Genomic DNA, 17374 nt, shown 5'->3' on the forward strand with positions numbered 1-17374 from the left:
TGAAGCCGCAGAGCGCCGCTTGATCAGCCTCGTCACCCAAATTCCAGCATAGCTCCAGGGATACGGGTGGCGGGTTGAGGTGGTCAAATCAAATAAATTCAATACGTTAGCGGAGTAGTTGCGTCAGTGGAGGGGTTACGTCAACGCAGCCTTTCGGGGAACGGTCGGTGCTTCATACGCTCGGCCTGAAGCTGGGCATTGTTCCTGACAGAAAGCTCAACCGCGCGGTCGATCTCTTCCTGCTTGGCGCGTTCTGTTGCCTCGGCAGCGAGGGCATCCTGCTTGGCCTTGTCCGCTTCGGCCTGTGCGGCCTGAGCCCGCATCATGGCCTGAGCCAGTGGCGTGTTGTCGGTCTGATAGGCGTAGTTTTGATCGTTGTTCATAGTCGTTCCTTCTTTCAAATCTGGGTCGTGATTGATCGCCCCGGCGCGTCATTGCTCCGGGTGCGTGAGTGGTCCTCGCAAGGCGTTCAGTCTGAGAGGCTTCGGCTACTCATGGCCTGCGGGATAGGCTTGGTGGTGGCGGGTTAGCGCCGAGGGGTGAACCCATAAGACATCATCTGCGGACCCTCAGGGCGTGCGCTGGGTGCGGTCGGGGTGGATGATCGGGGAAGGCCGTCGCTGCCTTCGGCGACCCCTCCGCGCGGCGCTGAGGAGCTTTCCTTTCGGGGCCTCATGAACGCCTCGGCAATGCGCCTTGCAACGTTCCCGCTTTCAAGCTCGGGATAGCCATAGACCTCGTAACAACGCTCGGCAGCCACGCTGAAGCTGTCAGTCCATTCGATGCCGACGCTCGGTAGCCGCTTGTCCAGCGCCGAGGGTGAGGACCAGTCATCGCCAGCGAGCCATCCGATGATGGCCAGAGCGGCCTCGCGTGTCGGATAGGTCTTGACCCAATCGCGCCGCCTTATCGCGTCACGCATGCTTTCATAGTCCATAGCTGACCTCCCGAGCCCGGGCCTTGGCCTTGGCCTCCTGCATGACACGAATGAACCTCGGGGGTAACCTTTGACGATCCCCTCGGCGACGACGTCGCGAGCAATCCATTCGGCCAACTCATCAGGATCATCGGGATCGCCGCTGCCGGCGCGATACGGGTTGAAGCCGAGGTCCCGAAGTCGCTTGGTCGCTTGGTCGAACAGTTCGCGCGCTGTGAGCTTCGCTGCCGGGGCCTTCACCCCATGCAACTCGTCCCATGCTTTGGCGAAGATTTGCTCTGCCTCGGCGTGGGTGGCGTCATACTGCTTGCGCACCTCGGCATCGGTCTTGCCGAGGCGAAGGACCATTTCTGTCTTGCCTAGAATGCCTTGAAGGGGCTTTGGCACCTTCCGTCGATAGACCTTCCGATTGCCGCGCGGCTGGACGTGCTCCAGTGCCATTTTCATCCTCGGTGTACCCCTCGGTGTACCTTTTGGTGTACCTCGGGGGACGTTGAAACCCTTGGGTTCCTTGATTTCTGGGGATTGTCGGGTGGAAACTGGTGCCCCCGGACGGGATCGAACCGCCGACCTTCGGTTTACAAAACCGGTGACAGGTCCTAACGATCCGCTCCAAAACCGAACATCTCTCGTTCCGAACGCCTTGCGCAGCCTTTATTTCCGGGCCGTGTTAGCATATGATGCCATCACTGGGTAACGGTGCGTAACACGCCTCATCCGTTACCCCAGTGTTACCCAGAGGGGGAAAGATGGCAAAGGCGCTCACCGCAGCATCACTTTTGAAACTCAAACCGGATCCAGCCAAGCGACGGGAAATACCTGATGGCATTTTAGCCGGGCTCTACTTCGTCATTCAGCCCACTGGCAGGAAGGCCTGGGCAGTTCGGTATCGCTCAGCCGGCACTCCAAAAAAGGTTACGCTCGGCAACTCGCTATTTGGCGACGATGCGGATTTGGCAGGTGCTGAACTGACGCGCATGCGGCAGGAGGCGGCGGGCTTGCTGGAGCGGGTGAGGCGCGGCGAAGATCCCGGTGCCGAGAAGCAAGCCGCCAAGCGCGCGCCCAGGGATGACACGAAGCTTTTCCTAAGCGTCGTCACCCGCTATTTGAAAGAGTATGCTGCCAAGCGCCGGAACTATCCGGAGAAGGCTCGGCTCCTTGGCATGCGTTTGCAGGCTGACGGGACATGGAAGACCAATCCCGAGAGAGCAGCTGGCCTGTGGGGCGAAAAGCGCATTCAAGACATCACCGGCGATGATATTCAGGAGCATCTTGAGAAGCTCGCTGAAGCCGCGCCGATCGGCGCCAACCGCACATTTGCTGAACTGCGGAAATTCTTCAAATGGAGCGTCGCCAAGGGAATCCTCAAGACGGGGTCGCCAATGTCGGGCCAGCAGCAGCCGTCTGAGGAAAACGCCAGCCGAAACCGCATCCTCACTCGGCGCAAAGAGGTTCCGGGCTCCAGTGACAATGAACTGCGCTGGCTGTGGAGGGCGTGCGAGGCCTACGACGGCGCGGCGGGGAGAGGGCCGTTCGGCCCGTTCCTGCAACTGCTGATCTTGACCGGCCAGCGACGTTCCGAGGTTGCAGAGATGACTTGGCACGAGATCGATATGGAGGCCGCCGAGTGGACCATACCGGCCGCACGATCGAAGAACGGTGAGCCGCATGTCGTGCCGCTCTCTAAGCAGGCGCTGGCGATCCTGCGGGCCGTGCCACGCGTCAAGAGCAAGGTTGGCTATGTTTTCACCACCGACGGCGAGAACGCCATCAGCGGGTTCTCCAGGATGAAGCAGCGCATCGACAAGCTGATGGCGGGGTACGCATCGGAAAACAAGGTAACGGTGCCGCCGTGGACGATCCACGACATTCGGCGAACCGTAGCCGCCGGCATGCAGCGCATAGGCATCAAGATGGAAGTCACCGAAAAGGTTCTAAACCATAAGTCGGGTTCCTTTCGCGGCATCGCCGCCATCTATCAGGTGGACGACTATGCCGACGACAAACGAAAGGCGCTGGAGGCCTGGGCGACCTTTGTGGACATTCTGGTCGACGATCGGCCGGCGTTAAACGTGGTGAGCATCAAGGCGGGCGCGAAATGACCAGGGCGGCGGCAAGTGGACATCTGGACCGCGCCGAACTTCTCGTTCACACCAGTTTCATCGGAAAGCTGGACCAGCAAGAGCAAGACCGACTGGTCGACTTGATCACCCTCGCCATTGACCGTTTCCTTGACGGTTGGAGGGGATTTTACAACGACGAAAGTTCGCGGCTTTACCGCGCTCAGGAGCACTTAGATCGAGCGTTAGCGGCCGTGCTGGTTAAGGAGTGGACCCTTCACGGCGATGAGTTCGCCCCATTCACGGACGAAGCCGGCGCCTACGCCTGGCTGCAGGGCGAAGGCCCGAACGCGGACGACCCGGAACCGAACGGACATTTTGATCGCTCGAACAATTGGAGGGTGCGCAGCCTGTGGGACGTTCGATGTGACATCGAGGCTGAACTGAATGATTTGATGGCATGGGACAAGGCCCGCTGGAAACACCATTGGAGCCGCCCCCCGTCCACGACCTCCCGTCTACCAGTTAGCCTGCAGGAGATGATCTTCGATTTTTGCCAAGTGTGGCACGACCTCGTTGATGAAAAGCTAGGCCTTCCTCGCCGTGATCCGAATCCGACCAACCCACTCCTTCGGTTCATTGACTATTGCCTGTCTATCGCCTTAGGCGATCAACGACCGGCGGCGAAGACGATCCTCCAGTTGATACATGACCACATTCGACCTGAAATCCATGCGGCGGACGAGGACAATCGCAGACAGGAAGAACAGCGGAAGACGTCCGATGTCGAGTTCACCAATGTGGACCTCGACCCGTTCGGATCGGACTGAAAAGTCCACGGTGACGAGCCAGTTAGAGCCCAATAGATAGTTAGGCACTGTAGCAAAACAGGACCTAACCTTATGGAAAATTCGTACCTCACCGCTCGCCAGGTGCTTGGGCGGTATCACATCAGCGACATGAGCCTTCACCGCTGGCTCAACAATCCCGATCTCGCTTTCCCGCGCCCGATGGTGATCAATCGGCGCCGATACTTCCTCGAGACCGATCTCGTGGCTTGGGAGCGCGCCCGTGCCGCGAAAGCCGCATGACCATCAGCACCTCATTTAAACGGTTCTGGCCGGCTGATCGCCTTGAACGATTGAAGGCGCTGCACACTGCGGCAAGGAAGGCCGGGATTCGGCTCATCGCTCGAAATGGAGGCGATCGTCGAATCTTCCTGGCGTATTTCGCCTTCCGGAAAGAAGGAGGTGATCGCGAAGTCGTTTCGTTCTGGGATCTCGACCAGGCTGAACAATGGTTTCAACAGGAGCTTCGTCGATGAACGCCAACGACAACAAAGGCGCTCGCCCGGCATATATCCTAGGCCGCGACGCCGAAGGCGATCTGTGCAACCACAGGCGTACAGCGGAGGCCGCCACGCATATCCACGCTGGTCTGAAAGAGGTGTTGAACCCTGGCAGCGACTTCCTCGTCGGCCATCTGCGCAAGACCACGGCCTACCAGAACGGGTTGACGAACATCGAAACCCAGATCGCCATCATCCGCGCCCTAGCGTTGATGCAGATAGACATGACCCGCCGGATATCCGACATGAACGTCGGGTCGGACGATGAGGACGATGATTGCGGGGGCGCCGCGTGACCGTCATCGATCTCACTCCCGCGGAACACGAGCACAGCGCCGCGATCGACGAGGCCGCGCGCTGGCTCGCCATCACGCCAAAGCGTCAGCGAGACAAGCCGGCGGTCCCCCTGCTGCGCGAGCGCTTCGGTTTGACGGCCGCAGAGGCATGTCAGGCGATCGCCGCGGCCAACCTTATCTTGGCGCGCGCTGTATGAGCAGAAAACGCGCCTGGCTCACTGCATTTGTTCCTCATCGGCTCGAGCTTCTGGTTTCCCCGCCTTGGCAACTGGCGCCAGTTCCGCTGCGCCGGATGCTGGAACGACTGGAAATCGAACACCTTCGCCACGGTGGCCAGAACAATGGGCAGCTATATGTGTCGTTCGGACAGTTTGAGGCCGCGAGTATCTCCCGACGCAAGATAGTCTCGACCCAGGCACTCGGGGCCGAACTGGGTTTAATGGAAACGATCCGCTCGTCCGAGCCTGTGGGAGATCTGCGCGCTCCCAACGCCTACCGCCTGACCTATGTCGAGGCGAAGGGCGGCGTTGCGCCGACGGATGAATGGAAAAGGATCACCAAGGACCGTGCCGAGAGGCTGATTGATGCCTATCACAACGCCGAGCGGGCCGAGGTAAAATCTCGACAGGCAAGGGCAGCATGAAAAACAGGTTCCCAGTGCCCATTCCTGCACAAGTCAGTGCCCATTCCTGCGCTAAAAGGAGCGTTGTCGGTGCCCATTCCTGTAGTGTCACTAGTACCCATATGGGCATGATCTCTTATATCTCGGCATGGTGCGCCCAATGACAGCCCAGGTCCTCCCGTTTCCGACGACCTACCGAACAGGCCGTATCCGCCATGTGGCCTCCATCCTTCGGCGTAAGCACGGCCTCGATGCCGATAGGTATTGGCGTCAGCAGGTCATGGTCATGCGCCGTCAGATGATGCAGGCCGGTATAGACGGCGAGGTAATCGACCGAGAGATGCGCGCGTTCACTGACGCAGTGTTCTGCTGTGTCCCGCTAGGTCATGGTGGAAGCGCAGCCTGAGAGAGGCAGCAATCGACGCGGTCGGGACACGTCCATTTTCCCGGCGACGGATAGAGGACTCCTGTTTCCGACCTTTTCGCGCCGGCCTGCAATTCAAGTCGGCCCGATCGTCTGATAACCAAACCGGTGCTCTCGTTTGGAATTGTTGTTATTTGATAGGATTTTAGCTCAGGCATTATTCCGCTAATATTAGATCCGGGTAACGCACGGGTAGCAATCGTGGCTGTTTTCCCGGTTAGAGCAGGGCGGACAAGATGCTGGCAGACAACACCCCATTCACTACCGACACGCACGGCCGAAGCCTGGCGAATGCCCCGGCGATCGGTCGCGGTCTTGGAACCGTCATGCTCGATCGACGCACGAAGGAATGGCGGCGACGCGCTGAACTGATCGCGTTGTTCACCACCGCCATCGGCAGGGACAACGTATCCGCCATCCTTGCCGGCCAGATCGAGGCAGCTGCCGAGCTTGCAGTTGTCGCCGAGATGACACGAGCGGCGTTCATGGCCGGCTCTGGCGCCACGGCCGATGATGTCGTGCGGACCGCCAACCAGGCGCAGCGGGCTGAGAAGGCGCTAGGCATCGCTGCCAGGACCAAGCCGCAGAAGCCTTCCCTTGAAGCCTACTTGTCCGGCGCAGCCGCCGCATGAAACCGCTGGTGACCATGAGGCAGGCCCTGACAGACCCGCAATTGCTCGGCGGTGCGCTGCCTGGCGACAGTTGGCGAATCTGGCGGACGCTGCTGATTGCCGCGATGGGCGAGCCTCTGACCGATGATGAGCGTGAGGCCTTCGCTGCTGTCACAGGCAGGCCTGAGGAGCCTCACCAACGCGTTGATGAGATGTGGTGCGTCGTTGGTCGGCGCGCGGGCAAGACACGTGCTGCTGGCGCGCTGGCGGCTTACTCATCCGCCCTGTGTGATTGGACAGACAGGCTTGCGCCTGGCGAGCGTGGCGTATTTCCGATTCTCGCTGCGTCGACATCCCAGGCCGATAGGGCTTACCAGCACGCCATTGGTATACTTCAGCATTCGCCGGTGCTTCGGGGCCAGATTATCGGGGATCCGACATCGGAAACCATCCGCCTATCGAGCAGGGTCGATATCACAATCAAGCCAGCCAACTTCCGCACGATTCGCGGTATCACGGCGGTCGGCGCGGTTTGCGACGAGCTGGCTTTTTGGCACATTGAAGGCAGTCGGAACCCTGATCGCGAGATACTGGCCGCGCTTCGTCCGGCATTGATCACCACGGGCGGCCCTTTGCTGGTAATTAGCTCGCCATATGCCAGACGTGGCGAATTGTATCGCACCTATAAGGCTGACTTCGGCCCGGAAGGCGATCCTTCAATCCTCGTGGCCAAGGGGCCGTCCAGGGTCTTCAACTCGACCCTGCCACAAGCTGAAATTGACAAGGCTTTTGCCCGCGATCCTGCATCAGCCTCGGCCGAGTATGGCGCTGAATTCCGCGTGGATTGCGAAATGTTGTTTGACCGCGAGACTGTGGAGCTTGCGGTTGATCTGAATACGACCGTTCGGGCCTTCAATCCTGGTGTCAGGTACAAGGCTTTTATTGATCCGTCGGGCGGCTCGGCGGACAGCATGACCCTAGCTATCGGCCATAAGGAAGGCACGAAAGCCGTTATCGACTTGGTGCTGGAGGAGAAGCCGCCTTACTCCCCCGAGTTCGTCACGGACAAGTTTGCCAACACGCTTCGAACATATGGGATCACACGGGTTGTTGGAGATAGATTTGGAGGAGAATGGTGTCGCGAACCATTCCAGCGCCGGGGCATCACTTACGCGATCAGTCCGGCGCCGAAATCCGAATTGTATCTCGCGTTGCTGCCGGCCCTGAACTCGGGGCGCGTCGCACTCATTGATAACGACCGGCTCATTGATCAGTTGGTCGGTCTTGAGCGGCGGACCAGCAGTTCCGGCCGCGATAGCGTCGATTCTCCTCCGGGCGGGCACGAGGACGTGGCCAACGCTGTTGCCGGTGTCGTCTATCTGCTCCTCCAGCAGCGGGAGGCGCCTGTTGCCTACACCACCACCTACCACCACGGCGGCCTTCCGACCCCGTACGACCTCCTCGACAAACTCTTGGCTCAATAAGGAACCGATATGAACCGGATTGAAAATCTTAAGTCACGCTGGCGTCCCGAGTGGAATGACCGCCCGGACCTTGCGAAGCTGAGCGGCGCCTTCAACAAGGCCCTCAACTTCATCGAGGCTGTGCCGAAAACCCGCACCGAACTTGCAGGGCCAGGCACGTTGAGCACCAAAGGCCTTAACGACGCGGTTCGGTCGGTTTCGGCCGAAAAGGTCATTCCCGATCTTCGCCGCAGCATGTTCGAGGTTGAGAAAACGGCCGGCGGAATCAAAAACGATCTCGCACGCATGGCGGTGCCCCAGCCGGACAAGGCCGACTTCGCCAGTGCTTTGCTTCGTCAGGAGATCCGCGGATTTCTTCGTGGCAACGACAAGCGCCTCGAACTAATTCTGAATAGCCCTGAGCTTCAAATCGCGGCGTTTGAAGGCCCGCCCGAGCTTAGCGGCCTGACGCAGGAGCAGCGTTCGCATCTTGAGCGCAACATCATCGAGAAAACCCATGGTCCGGCCATCGAAGCGATCGAAAGCGCTAAGGAGGCAGTCGAGCTGACGCAGGCTGCGATCGAGATGGCCATTGGATCCGTGAGGACCGCGTGCGGCTTCCCTGAAGGCCAGGATATTTTGTTCAATTCCTGGATGGCCACGGCAAGCACCGCCGTCGAGCGCGAGATCGCCGCAGAAAAAGGCGCCAAGAGAGCGCCAGAGCCGGTGACGTTCATTCAGAAGGCATTCGACGAGCGGTTTGATCAACTCCTCAGAGAAGCCGGCATCGATGCCGTAGCGGCATAGGAGAAGGAACCATGACCGCGCTGCCGATAAACGGCCACGAAGTCATTTCATTACCGGCCTATTCCACGATCACCGTCACGGTTTCCGGAACCGGTGCTGGCAGCATCGAGCGGCTTGGTAACAACCCAGGCGAGGCTTCTTTCGGTGTCGTCGCAATCAATGCAAATACGTCGATCGGCCCCTTCGCAATGCCCACCAGGCACGTGATCCGGTGTTCATTGCCGACGTTCACCTACGACATCGGCCCGGCTGATTTCCCTGCCGTCACATCGGATGTCGAGCGCATCATCAAGCTCTCGCAGGCTGAATATGACGCCCTGTCCCCGGCAGATCCGGCAACGCTCTATTTGATCGTAGGTTAATCCATGACCGAAACAGCCGGTAGCATCACAGTCCAAATTGGCGGCGATATTTCCGCGTTTGAGGCGGCTCTTGCGCGCGCCAAACAGCAGGCCGTAGCCTTCGATGCGCAGATTTCAGCGCAGTTGAGCGGTGCTGGCCTCTCGGAAGGCCTTGCCAAGATTTCGGCAGGCATCGACACGACCAATGCACTGTTGGCCAAGCTCACGACCAGCGGCACAGCAGCCGGCGCCGTCATGTCAAAGATCGGCACAGCCACCACGGCAACCACGGCGGCACTGTCGCAGGTCGCGACGGCTACCAGACTCGTCAATGCGGAAATGGCGAGCCTCGGAGGCGGTGGCGCCGGTCTTGTCGCAGGCACGATTGCGGCCAAGGATTTTGCCGCCGCGCTCGAAGCCACGGGCGGGAACCTTTCCAAGATCACGCCTGGAATGCTTGGCCTTGCTACGGCGAACGAAGAGGTTGCCGTTTCCGCAAAATCGGCGGCCACAAGCATGGCGGCTCTTGGCGTCGCAGAGACGGAAGCCGCCGGCCTTGGCGCAGGCGTGTCGCGTGAATTCAGTGTACTCGGTGCCGAGATCGCACGAGGTAACTTCAGCCGCATCCCGGGCAGCTTGATCGTGATGAATGAACGGCTCGCCTCGACCGGCGCTGGGGTGCTTACCCTCGGCAACGGAATGAAGGCGCTTGGCGCTCTGGGTTCGGTGATCTTCAATCCCTTCGTTCTCGGATTCCTGGCCATCTCGGTCGGAACAGAGGTCGCTATCAAGGCACTCGGCGCGCTCAAGGGTGGGGCCTCGGATGTCAATGAAGTGCTCACCAGGCACAAGCAGATAGTCGACGAGGTTGCGGCCTCATATGCGGGCGCGAAGACCGCGATGGAGCTTTACACGAAGGAATCCGCGACTTTCCAGCATGCCTTGCTGCTGGCAGACGTAGAGGCTCAGACCAAGGCGCTGAAATCCGAGCTTTCCAGCATCTTCACCGAATTCGGCGGCAACAACAAAGCCCAGGGCAAGCCGTTCGGCGTCTTCTCTGACGCCATCTTCGAAATGAATTCGGACATTCGGAAGGGGCTCACCCCGGCCCTGCAAGACGTGATCGACAAGATGTCGGCTATCTCGATCGCCAATCCGGGCAATGGCGCCCAGTTCGACAAAATCATCGCCAAGCTGAAGGATGCGCTCGCCCTGGAAAAGGGCCTTGGCGTCGACAAGGTGGTGAACGATGTCGCGTTCAACGGCGGAAAGGCGCAAGAGACCTTGGCCGATGTGTCCAAGGGCTTCAAGGACATCAATGCCAGCGCCGGCAACGCCGACGCGACCATCGCGAAGCTCTTCGGTACCATGAATGCCGGCGCCAGCAGTGGCTACGGCGTCACGCGCTCTTTGGCCGGCCAGTTCGGCACCCAGCAGCTAAACGGCCAGCTACAGGCCACGGTCGGCCTGTTCCAGACCGTGGACCAGGCGGTGCAGGAAGCACGCCAGCATCAGCTTGCCGGGATGGTGGATCTGCAAAGCCAATTTCACGCGACAACGGCCGAAGCTGACAGGCTTCAGAAAGTCATCGCCACGACATCGAGCCAGCAAAACATGGATGCGTTTTTCGGCGATACGCACGCCATCAAGAACGCGAGTGCGGAGATTGCCGACGCCACGAGCACCGTCACTAAGCTTTTCGACGCAATGAAGACCGGAAACGCCAGCGTCAACGCCGTGTATCAGGGCCTCGACATGGTGCGCCAGACGCTCGTCCAGGATGGTTTCGGCGTCGATGCGGTGAACAAATTCGTCGACAGCCTCGTGCGTACGCGCATGCAGTTGGATAGCGATGTAGCCGGCGCGAAACAGATGAATTCCGCGATCCAGGCGATCAAGGATAAGGTCGTCAATATTACGGTCTTGACCAGGCAGGTCGGTTCGGGCCAGCAATCCATCTATGACGTGCCAGGCGGCCCGGTAGGTGTCACCCGCTACGGCGGGCAGTCCGACATGACCCAGAAGGCCTATTCTGTGCCGTCCTACTATGGCGGCGGCGAAGCCTCGGGCTCTGGCTCGAGTTATGGCACTTTCGGCGGCACGACGGGTGTTACCGTCACCCGTTTTGGCGGTGCACGTGCTGCAGGCGGCCCGATCCTGCCGGGCATGCCCTATCTGGTCGGCGAGCATGGACCTGAGTTTGTGATTCCCTCCGCCGCCGGCATGGTGATCCCTAACGCTCAGTCCACGGCCCTTGCCAATCCGCAATCCGGCTTCACCGGCCGCGATCCGACGAAGGAGAACGAGCGCTACTGGACCGTCTTGATGAATATCGAGGCGAACACCCGGAAAACCTCTCAACTTCTCGATGAGATCAATACGACAAGCCGCAGTTCGGCAATCAGCGGCGGTGCCGGCGGCGGATCGACATATGGCAGCGGTTCATCTGGAGGGTCATCCGATGCCTCGGCCTATGCCCAGGTTCTGAGGCAGGTCAGGGCAAACTTCAGCGCCGCCGGTATCGTTGGTGGCGGCAGCGTTGGTTATGGCGCACAGGGTCTTGGGGCCACGCCGGAGCAGATCGCCCGCGCAATCGTCGCTGGTGGCGCGTCACCGCTCGGCAGTGCCGGCGCCAACGGTTATGAAAACGCGCTGGCACAGACGGATGCCTATCACGCCGCCACCGAGGCGCGACGCCATAAGGCTGTCTATGGCTTCGCCACCGGTGGCATCGACAGCAGCGACACCCAGAAGGTCGAGTTCTTCAAGAGCCCGAACGAGAAGGTCATCATCGCCACGCCGCAGCAGTTCGCCGATGTGCGGCCGGGGTCATCCGGTGCGACCAGCGGCGTGAGCAGCGATCAGCGGCCGATCCAGCAGTCGTTCACTGTCCACATCGCTGCTGGTGCCAACGTCAGCAAGGATAGCATTACCGAGATGCGCCGCCAGTTGGTGCTCGCCGGCCGCGACATGGTGCGAGGCTTCAATGGTCGATAAGATCGAGAAATGGTGGAAGGCACCGCCGGAGTTCGAACACCTGGTCGAGCAGAACCGCGCAAACTTCAAAGCCCAGTTTGGCAGCTTCCCGGACGCGTTGATCAAGCGCTACTGGTTGGGCACCTCCGACGACGGTGCCTACTTGGCATTCCAGTTCTATAGGCCGGACGGCACCATCCAGCGGTTTACGATGTGCCGGGAATGGGTGTCAGATTTTGTCATCCAACTCGCCGGCGCGACCGATGATATGAATGAACGGGCACTCGCTGCGGGGCTTGCAGCGGTACCAGCAAAGGGCCAAGCCTAATGAGAACCTGCGCCGTGGCAGATCCGCGCGTGGCGGAGCTCTGCCGAGAGTTCGACATCAAGATCGTCGGCGCGCATCTGTATCCCCAGCCCGGCGAGACCCGGGCCGTGGGCACTATCCGCCGGATCATCGATCGCCATGGCGTCGAGCACGCGCGGCTCGTCCTTTGCATCCTGGCCGAGGGCCGGGGCAATCAGGCCCTGATCGACGAAACGAGCCTGTGGGCCATCAGCGACCTGCTGCGGGCCTGTCCCGATCTGGTCGAGGGAAAGACCACGGCACTGCTCGAGATGTTCGATGAACTGCCCCTTGGGCCGATCATGGCCATGGTGAATGAACTCCGCGGCGTGGTCCATCAACGGCACGCGCTTGCGGGGATGATCTACCTCTACGCCCGCCGGCTCAGGTCGGCGCCGATGGGCGCCTTCAAGCAGCCCGGTCAAGGCAAGATGCGGAAGGCCAGCATCAGCGAAGACGAGAAGCGGGCCGGCCGACAAGCGGCCTAGTTACCGCAATTCTTGATCGCTTTCGCAAATGCCTCCAGAGACAGCGCATATTCGCGAAGTGCTGATTCAGCGCCAATCCTCGCATCTTCGAGGTCCGCCGCCTCGTCTCTTGCGCTTGTCGGCATCATCGGCACTGCTTCATGGAAAGCCACACCCTTGACGACCGCGACCGTAGATCGCAGCTGCAACGCAGCCGCGCCGGCAGAATCGCTTAGTGCATTGCAGCCCGTCACAGACATCTCTGCGGCCGCAGGGTTGGAGATCAGCAGAAAGGCCAGAGCCAGTTGTCTCATCGATATAGCTGCGCCTCGTTGCGGAAAGCTTTATCTACGAGGGTGTTATTGGCAAAGCCGCCGTCGACGTCCACGATTTCGAGGCTGATCGGCTTCTCGCCAGCTGAGGGATCCTCGGGATCCTTTGTGTTGTCCTGTTTCTGGATCGGCATGTTGAGGAAGACGCTCGCGTATCCGTCAGGCTTAATGGAAACATGCCCGTTCAACGCGCTCTGGTTGGCTATGCAGTTGACGATCGCCATGTTTAGAAGCCGGCGGTCTGGATCTGCGGTCGGGGCGTTACCCTTGTAGCAGGACGGGATGCCGGTTTCCTTGGTCGGCGCCAATGACTTATCACCGACGAACCCGCTAGAAATCTCGTATTTGTAGACGTCATATCGGGAAGCTGGTGCGGTCTTGGAGCCGGTCGGGTTGGTGGCGCTTGGGACGTTCGGATATGCCGTGCCGTGATTGATTTGCCAGTAGCTCGACCAAAAGCCTTGCGATGCTATTTTGTCCGACATTCCCTTTGCGTCAACGTAGTTTGTTCCTGGCGGGAGAGGGAGCGCAGTGTTGTCCGCCACCGGATCGTATTTGCTACAGCCGGTTTTCTGACCCTTGCGAACATTGGTGGCAGGCCGATAGTTGAAGTCCTTGTTGTTCTTGTTCAGCGATCCGCTATAGAGATCGAACCGGACATTGAGGCCGGTATTCACCTGGCCCAGGGTCACGCCGGTCTTGGTGGTGAGCGCATTGCGGTTGTAGCATGTGCCAGAGGTGCCGATCGCGATGGCATCGCGCAATGAACTCAGGTTGTTATCGATCAATCCGAAATTGCCAGGACCAGGGTTGCTGTCGACCTTCAGGACGCGGAATTCGCGGCTGTAGGTATCGCCAGACGCGAACGCCTGCTGGATTGTCTTGCTGGTTGACGGATCGGTTGTCTCAAATGGGTTGCACATGAAGATCGGCACGGTTTCACAGATAGACTGAACGAACCCGGCGACAGCCTGTGGTCGAATGTCCATTGTGTCGGTGCTGCCGACCAGGCTTGCAGGAAAGATGGTTGTGAATGCCCCGGCGCCCTTCGCCAGGCCGGATGCGTTTATAGTCACTTCGGCAAAAGCCACCGCTTTTGGATCGATGCTGGCCCAGTTCACGCCGCCGGCATCGACGCCAGCGGAGGTCAAGGTGATGTCGTCGCTAGCTGGTATTCCGGTCAAATACGTGATGGTCACATCGGCTGGAACGAGTGTATGACCGGCCACGTCCGAATATAGGGTTTGATTGGCAATAAGGGTCGTCACGGCGAGGTTGGCCCGCGTGATCGAATCTGATTTGCCATCAAGTTCGGCAGCGGCGGCCAGAGCGATGGCGTCTATACCCTTTTGCAGTTGTTGGTGAAGGCCCGTAGCCCGGCTCATGTCTATGGCCAGCAATGAAAAGCCGATGAGTACCGGTAGCATAATCGCAACCAACAGCAAGGCGACGCCGCGTTGGTCATTCCAGAATTCGCGCAAGATTCTGAGCATAGCAAATCCCCCAAGCCATGCCGCAAATAGTTCCCCGTTGAAGGACAATAAGCCCCCTTTGCCATCCCTTGCAAGGCACTGTTAATCAGCAAGGTTATTTCGCGGTTGGTTGCGGCATATCCGGCTATATATTCTTGAGCACTCTTCCGGTAGCTGATCGGGGAAGGCGCGGAGAAGCCTAAGCCGAAGAAGCGCCAGGGTGCCGGCGCCCACGGGGACAGGACCGGACCCGCCATGGGATAAACGCAAGCCAGCTCCCTTTCGGGGAGTGCTTGACGAAACCAACGAATAAGCGGAACTTGACCGCGGGTTTGAACACCCTGACCGCGATACTGCAGAACACCACGATTGGCGTCGTAGGCTCTGCTGAGGCGCGTTCGGCGGCCTTGGCGGGCTGCTTGCGCGCATAGCCGCCTTAGCGGGCGACTGACTTCGGCCACGATATCGCGGCCGGGGGCAGATCGTCAATGTCCAGGGCGAAAGCCTAAAGGCGTTCTGACTGGTCTCGCGGCCAGTGTTCAACCCCCGGCTTCGGCGCCGTCCGCCGATATAGGAAACTGTTTCCTCAGGAAATGCTTTCCGCCGGCTTTGAACGGCCGGTTCGAACCGCGAGAAAGACCAATGACCAACGCAATGACACGCCGCGCCGCCTTCGGCGCAATCGCCTCTATTCCGGCCGTGGGAGCTGCTGTAGCGCTTCCCGTGGGTCTGGTGGTAGCCAAGGCCACCGAGCCGAACATTAGTCGGGTCGATCTTCTGTACGCCTATTCGGAATGGCTACATTTTGAGCGCCTGATGCTGATGCGCGATATCTTCCCCGGGCAGAACCATCACGAATGCGCGCGGTCAGTGCCGTGCAACACTCATGCAAGCTGGTTCCACTTTCCGTTGCGCGGCGACCCGCGTGGGACATGGGAGACAATCCCATCCCCAGCCAGCCGTGCTCTGGCCGTTATGACCACTGCCGGCGTCGACCTGACCAAAGGAGGACGCTATGCGCTCTGACATGCAGGAGCCCGTCGTCATCCTCGATACGTTCGTTCAAGGCGTCGGCCGCGTCGATGAAGTTTCAGCCAACCTGTTTCGCGTCTGTTTTTTCGCCTATGACGGCCAGGAGAAAATCTGCGTGGCCAAGTTCATCATCACGCAGGAGGCGCTGTTGACGGTCGCGCAGGAGATGGCGGGCCGGCAGGCGAGAGCGCGGGTGTTGGGCGAAAGCCACTCGCCGATGAACTGAAGCGGGCGATCATGACGACGCTCGACATCATGTTCATGGGAACAGTGCTTGCTGGTTGGATCGCGCAGCGCCTCATTGCCGGAAGCTGAAATCCGCCATTGTGGAGGATGTGGCCCGCTGCCTCACGGTGGCGGGCTTTTAGTTGGAATCACGATTCTGTTACCCGAAACGTTACCCGGGGGCCAAATGTCATTAGGTTGACGGCAGGGAAAGGTGACGTAAGTGATTGATTTTGCTGGTGCCCCCGGACGGAATCGAACCGCCGACCTTCGGTTTACAAAACCGCTGCTCTACCAGCTGAGCTACAAGGGCACGGCGCTCCGGTAGCATATTTCGTACGCCAGTAAAGACAAAACTCCGTTTTCGGTTACCCCGGCGGTGGATGACGCCGCCGCCGGCCCCTGCTGAAATCCGCGAGCGGGCTTCCTACATGATGGTGAGATGCAATCGCTTCGGACTGGAGTGTCGCATGATCAGGCTCGTCATCATTCTGCCCCTCGTTGTCATCGCTTGGATGCTGCTGGTGAAGCTCATCAGCGACGTCAGGAAGGCCGATGTCGACTGGACCGGCGTGACCACGATCATCGGTTTCATCGCGCTCGCCTTCTGGCTTCGGCATATCACGGGGATGGGGTGAGGGAATTGGCAGTAGGCAGTAGGAATAGGGAATTGCGTCGTTCGTATCTGGATGGTGCCATTTCACTACTGCCTACTGCCTACTGCCTACTGCCTACTGCCTACCTCTGAAAAACCTCCTCGACCTTTCGAACCTTTTGACAGGCCGCGCCGACTGATCTCCAGAGGCGAATGGTCGCCTCGGTCAAGGATCCAGGAGATCATCATGTTCAAGCGCATGCTCACTTCCGCTCTCGTAGCCGTTTTCGTCGCCACAGGCGCGCTGGCCGCCACGGTTCAGACGTCGTCGGCTTACGGTATGCATCATCACCATCATTACTACGACGACGACTATGGCGACTACTGGTGGTACCACCACCATCATCACCGTCATCATCACCATGGCAGGGTGGTTATCATCCTTTGATGCCAAGGGCCTGTTGCGTGCGAAGGGCGGCCTCGGCCGCCCTTTTGCATTTTCCGTGGCCCGCAGCCAGGAACCGACAGCCTCCAAAAAAAGATCAAAGAAGCTTCGAACCTTTTTCGTTGCCGCGACGACAGATGATCAAGAGGCGGATGGATCGCCTCGGTCAACGAAGCAAGGAGATCATCATGTTCAAGCGCACACTCGTTTCCGGCCTCATCGCCACCACCGTCGCCGCCACCACGTTGGTCGGCACCGTTCAGCCTTCGGCGGCTCATTCGCATCACCACGACCTCGGCATCGGCATCGCCGCTGGCGTCGGCGGGTTCGTCCTTGGCAGCCTGCTTGCCCAGCAGCCCCCGCGTACCGTCTATGTCGACGAAGACGGCGGTTCCTGGCACGTCCGTCGCTGCTTCGATCGCTACTCGAGCTACGATCCGGACTCCGACACCTACATCGGCCGCGACGGCTACAGCCACTATTGCCGGCTTTGAGAGGAGGGGATTGTCTCAGCAAAAGAAAAAGGGGCTCGCGCGGGCCCCTTTTCGTTGTCTCACAAATACTTACAGTTGCGT

24 protein-coding genes and 1 tRNA gene are annotated in these 17374 nt (G+C 59.6%); 20 read left to right on the forward strand and 5 right to left on the reverse strand.

The features are described 5' to 3' along the window. Positions 1–140: 140 nt before the first annotated feature. Both QQK95_RS07960 and QQK95_RS07965 read right to left on the reverse strand, forming a co-directional pair. Positions 141–383 carry a hypothetical protein gene (locus QQK95_RS07960; RefSeq protein WP_284270739.1) on the reverse strand — a complete coding sequence of 81 codons (243 nt, stop codon included), beginning with the start codon at positions 381–383 and terminating at the stop codon, positions 141–143. A gap of 143 nt (positions 384–526) precedes the next feature. Next, the gene (locus QQK95_RS07965) at positions 527–1384 is read right to left on the reverse strand and encodes a hypothetical protein (protein WP_284270742.1); all 858 of its coding nucleotides are present in this window, start codon (positions 1382–1384) and stop codon (positions 527–529) included. Positions 1385–1686: 302 nt separating this feature from the next. Here QQK95_RS07965 and QQK95_RS07970 point away from each other — a divergent pair, with 302 nt between their 5' ends. The 15 genes from QQK95_RS07970 (at position 1687) to QQK95_RS08035 (ending at position 12719) form a co-directional block, all read left to right on the forward strand. Continuing rightward, a complete protein-coding gene (locus QQK95_RS07970; RefSeq protein ID WP_284270744.1) occupies positions 1687–3039 on the forward strand; it encodes a tyrosine-type recombinase/integrase in 1353 nt (450 codons plus the stop codon). Then, a complete protein-coding gene (locus QQK95_RS07975; protein WP_284270746.1) occupies positions 3036–3827 on the forward strand; it encodes a hypothetical protein in 792 nt (263 codons plus the stop codon). Before QQK95_RS07970 ends, QQK95_RS07975 begins: the two co-directional genes overlap by 4 nt. Before the next feature lie 72 nt (positions 3828–3899). Further along, a complete protein-coding gene (locus QQK95_RS07980) occupies positions 3900–4088 on the forward strand; it encodes a DNA-binding protein (RefSeq protein WP_284270748.1) in 189 nt (62 codons plus the stop codon). Then, positions 4085–4321 (forward strand): hypothetical protein, encoded by a 237-nt coding sequence (locus tag QQK95_RS07985; protein WP_284270750.1) that lies wholly within the window; start codon positions 4085–4087, stop codon positions 4319–4321. Before QQK95_RS07980 ends, QQK95_RS07985 begins: the two co-directional genes overlap by 4 nt. After that, entirely contained in the window at positions 4318–4641 is a 324-nt protein-coding gene (locus QQK95_RS07990; protein WP_284270753.1) for a hypothetical protein, read from the forward strand. Before QQK95_RS07985 ends, QQK95_RS07990 begins: the two co-directional genes overlap by 4 nt. Continuing rightward, on the forward strand, positions 4638–4838 hold the full coding sequence (locus tag QQK95_RS07995; RefSeq protein ID WP_409371664.1) for a hypothetical protein: 201 nt from the start codon (positions 4638–4640) through the stop codon (positions 4836–4838). The genes QQK95_RS07990 and QQK95_RS07995 overlap by 4 nt, the downstream gene beginning before the upstream one ends. Next, positions 4835–5284 carry a hypothetical protein gene (locus QQK95_RS08000; protein ID WP_284270756.1) on the forward strand — a complete coding sequence of 150 codons (450 nt, stop codon included), beginning with the start codon at positions 4835–4837 and terminating at the stop codon, positions 5282–5284. The genes QQK95_RS07995 and QQK95_RS08000 overlap by 4 nt, the downstream gene beginning before the upstream one ends. Positions 5285–5423: 139 nt before the next feature. After that, positions 5424–5669 carry a DUF6074 family protein gene (locus tag QQK95_RS33460; RefSeq protein WP_409371665.1) on the forward strand — a complete coding sequence of 82 codons (246 nt, stop codon included), beginning with the start codon at positions 5424–5426 and terminating at the stop codon, positions 5667–5669. A 344-nt stretch (positions 5670–6013) separates the two neighbouring features. Continuing rightward, positions 6014–6319 (forward strand): hypothetical protein, encoded by a 306-nt coding sequence (locus QQK95_RS08005; RefSeq protein ID WP_284270759.1) that lies wholly within the window; start codon positions 6014–6016, stop codon positions 6317–6319. Beyond that, on the forward strand, positions 6316–7782 hold the full coding sequence (locus QQK95_RS08010; protein ID WP_284270761.1) for a hypothetical protein: 1467 nt from the start codon (positions 6316–6318) through the stop codon (positions 7780–7782). The genes QQK95_RS08005 and QQK95_RS08010 overlap by 4 nt, the downstream gene beginning before the upstream one ends. Positions 7783–7791: 9 nt before the next feature. After that, on the forward strand, positions 7792–8568 hold the full coding sequence (locus QQK95_RS08015; RefSeq protein ID WP_284270763.1) for a hypothetical protein: 777 nt from the start codon (positions 7792–7794) through the stop codon (positions 8566–8568). Positions 8569–8579: 11 nt separating this feature from the next. Continuing rightward, positions 8580–8930 carry a phage upper tail fiber protein gene (locus tag QQK95_RS08020; RefSeq protein WP_284270765.1) on the forward strand — a complete coding sequence of 117 codons (351 nt, stop codon included), beginning with the start codon at positions 8580–8582 and terminating at the stop codon, positions 8928–8930. Positions 8931–8933: 3 nt separating this feature from the next. Then, the gene (locus tag QQK95_RS08025) at positions 8934–11906 is read left to right on the forward strand and encodes a hypothetical protein (RefSeq protein ID WP_284270767.1); all 2973 of its coding nucleotides are present in this window, start codon (positions 8934–8936) and stop codon (positions 11904–11906) included. Continuing rightward, on the forward strand, positions 11896–12213 hold the full coding sequence (locus tag QQK95_RS08030; protein ID WP_284270769.1) for a hypothetical protein: 318 nt from the start codon (positions 11896–11898) through the stop codon (positions 12211–12213). Before QQK95_RS08025 ends, QQK95_RS08030 begins: the two co-directional genes overlap by 11 nt. Before the next feature lie 14 nt (positions 12214–12227). Further along, a complete protein-coding gene (locus QQK95_RS08035) occupies positions 12228–12719 on the forward strand; it encodes a hypothetical protein (protein ID WP_284270771.1) in 492 nt (163 codons plus the stop codon). Here QQK95_RS08035 and QQK95_RS08040 read toward each other — a convergent pair. Further along, positions 12716–13012: a hypothetical protein gene (locus QQK95_RS08040; RefSeq protein WP_284270773.1), complete on the reverse strand. Its 297-nt coding sequence runs from the start codon at positions 13010–13012 to the stop codon at positions 12716–12718. The two genes, QQK95_RS08035 and QQK95_RS08040, sit on opposite strands and share 4 nt — an antisense overlap. Next, the gene (locus QQK95_RS08045; protein WP_284270775.1) at positions 13009–14523 is read right to left on the reverse strand and encodes a TadE/TadG family type IV pilus assembly protein; all 1515 of its coding nucleotides are present in this window, start codon (positions 14521–14523) and stop codon (positions 13009–13011) included. Before QQK95_RS08045 ends, QQK95_RS08040 begins: the two co-directional genes overlap by 4 nt. Positions 14524–15144: 621 nt before the next feature. Here QQK95_RS08045 and QQK95_RS08050 point away from each other — a divergent pair. Together QQK95_RS08050 and QQK95_RS08055 are read left to right on the forward strand one after the other, a co-directional pair. Beyond that, a complete protein-coding gene (locus QQK95_RS08050; protein WP_284270777.1) occupies positions 15145–15528 on the forward strand; it encodes a hypothetical protein in 384 nt (127 codons plus the stop codon). Further along, positions 15518–15760 (forward strand): hypothetical protein, encoded by a 243-nt coding sequence (locus QQK95_RS08055; RefSeq protein ID WP_284270780.1) that lies wholly within the window; start codon positions 15518–15520, stop codon positions 15758–15760. The genes QQK95_RS08050 and QQK95_RS08055 overlap by 11 nt, the downstream gene beginning before the upstream one ends. Before the next feature lie 236 nt (positions 15761–15996). Here the strand turns inward: QQK95_RS08055 and QQK95_RS08060 are convergent. Next, positions 15997–16072 (reverse strand) — tRNA-Thr (locus tag QQK95_RS08060). A 157-nt stretch (positions 16073–16229) separates the two neighbouring features. On the opposite strand from QQK95_RS08060, the gene QQK95_RS08065 reads away from it, so the two are divergent. The 3 genes from QQK95_RS08065 (at position 16230) to QQK95_RS08075 (ending at position 17293) form a co-directional block, all read left to right on the forward strand. Next, entirely contained in the window at positions 16230–16397 is a 168-nt protein-coding gene (locus QQK95_RS08065; RefSeq protein WP_284270782.1) for a hypothetical protein, read from the forward strand. A gap of 204 nt (positions 16398–16601) precedes the next feature. Continuing rightward, positions 16602–16802: a hypothetical protein gene (locus tag QQK95_RS08070; RefSeq protein ID WP_284270784.1), complete on the forward strand. Its 201-nt coding sequence runs from the start codon at positions 16602–16604 to the stop codon at positions 16800–16802. A 185-nt stretch (positions 16803–16987) separates the two neighbouring features. Next, on the forward strand, positions 16988–17293 hold the full coding sequence (locus QQK95_RS08075; RefSeq protein WP_027045656.1) for a BA14K family protein: 306 nt from the start codon (positions 16988–16990) through the stop codon (positions 17291–17293). The last annotated feature ends 81 nt before the right edge of the window (positions 17294–17374 follow it).

The organism is Mesorhizobium huakuii (assembly GCF_030160235.1).
In the GTDB taxonomy this organism is placed as follows: domain Bacteria; phylum Pseudomonadota; class Alphaproteobacteria; order Rhizobiales; family Rhizobiaceae; genus Mesorhizobium; species Mesorhizobium huakuii.

Excerpts from the sequence above, each read along its gene's own strand:
- QQK95_RS08025 (WP_284270767.1), top strand. The coding sequence starts at position 8,934 with ATGACCGAAACAGCCGGTAGCATCACAGTCCAAATTGGCGGCGATATT.
- QQK95_RS08015 (WP_284270763.1), top strand. The coding sequence starts at position 7,792 with ATGAACCGGATTGAAAATCTTAAGTCACGCTGGCGTCCCGAGTGGAAT.
- QQK95_RS08020 (WP_284270765.1), top strand. The coding sequence starts at position 8,580 with ATGACCGCGCTGCCGATAAACGGCCACGAAGTCATTTCATTACCGGCC.
- QQK95_RS08050 (WP_284270777.1), top strand. The coding sequence starts at position 15,145 with ATGACCAACGCAATGACACGCCGCGCCGCCTTCGGCGCAATCGCCTCT.
- QQK95_RS07990 (WP_284270753.1), top strand. The coding sequence starts at position 4,318 with ATGAACGCCAACGACAACAAAGGCGCTCGCCCGGCATATATCCTAGGC.
- QQK95_RS08075 (WP_027045656.1), top strand. The coding sequence starts at position 16,988 with ATGTTCAAGCGCACACTCGTTTCCGGCCTCATCGCCACCACCGTCGCC.
- QQK95_RS07965 (WP_284270742.1), bottom strand. The coding sequence starts at position 1,384 with ATGAAAATGGCACTGGAGCACGTCCAGCCGCGCGGCAATCGGAAGGTC.
- QQK95_RS08040 (WP_284270773.1), bottom strand. The coding sequence starts at position 13,012 with ATGAGACAACTGGCTCTGGCCTTTCTGCTGATCTCCAACCCTGCGGCC.
- QQK95_RS08045 (WP_284270775.1), bottom strand. The coding sequence starts at position 14,523 with ATGCTCAGAATCTTGCGCGAATTCTGGAATGACCAACGCGGCGTCGCC.
- QQK95_RS08030 (WP_284270769.1), top strand. The coding sequence starts at position 11,896 with ATGGTCGATAAGATCGAGAAATGGTGGAAGGCACCGCCGGAGTTCGAA.
- QQK95_RS08000 (WP_284270756.1), top strand. The coding sequence starts at position 4,835 with ATGAGCAGAAAACGCGCCTGGCTCACTGCATTTGTTCCTCATCGGCTC.
- QQK95_RS08010 (WP_284270761.1), top strand. The coding sequence starts at position 6,316 with ATGAAACCGCTGGTGACCATGAGGCAGGCCCTGACAGACCCGCAATTG.
- QQK95_RS07985 (WP_284270750.1), top strand. The coding sequence starts at position 4,085 with ATGACCATCAGCACCTCATTTAAACGGTTCTGGCCGGCTGATCGCCTT.
- QQK95_RS08055 (WP_284270780.1), top strand. The coding sequence starts at position 15,518 with ATGCGCTCTGACATGCAGGAGCCCGTCGTCATCCTCGATACGTTCGTT.
- QQK95_RS07980 (WP_284270748.1), top strand. The coding sequence starts at position 3,900 with ATGGAAAATTCGTACCTCACCGCTCGCCAGGTGCTTGGGCGGTATCAC.
- QQK95_RS08065 (WP_284270782.1), top strand. The coding sequence starts at position 16,230 with ATGATCAGGCTCGTCATCATTCTGCCCCTCGTTGTCATCGCTTGGATG.
- QQK95_RS07975 (WP_284270746.1), top strand. The coding sequence starts at position 3,036 with ATGACCAGGGCGGCGGCAAGTGGACATCTGGACCGCGCCGAACTTCTC.
- QQK95_RS07970 (WP_284270744.1), top strand. The coding sequence starts at position 1,687 with ATGGCAAAGGCGCTCACCGCAGCATCACTTTTGAAACTCAAACCGGAT.
- QQK95_RS08005 (WP_284270759.1), top strand. The coding sequence starts at position 6,014 with ATGCTCGATCGACGCACGAAGGAATGGCGGCGACGCGCTGAACTGATC.
- QQK95_RS33460 (WP_409371665.1), top strand. The coding sequence starts at position 5,424 with ATGACAGCCCAGGTCCTCCCGTTTCCGACGACCTACCGAACAGGCCGT.
- QQK95_RS07960 (WP_284270739.1), bottom strand. The coding sequence starts at position 383 with ATGAACAACGATCAAAACTACGCCTATCAGACCGACAACACGCCACTG.
- QQK95_RS08070 (WP_284270784.1), top strand. The coding sequence starts at position 16,602 with ATGTTCAAGCGCATGCTCACTTCCGCTCTCGTAGCCGTTTTCGTCGCC.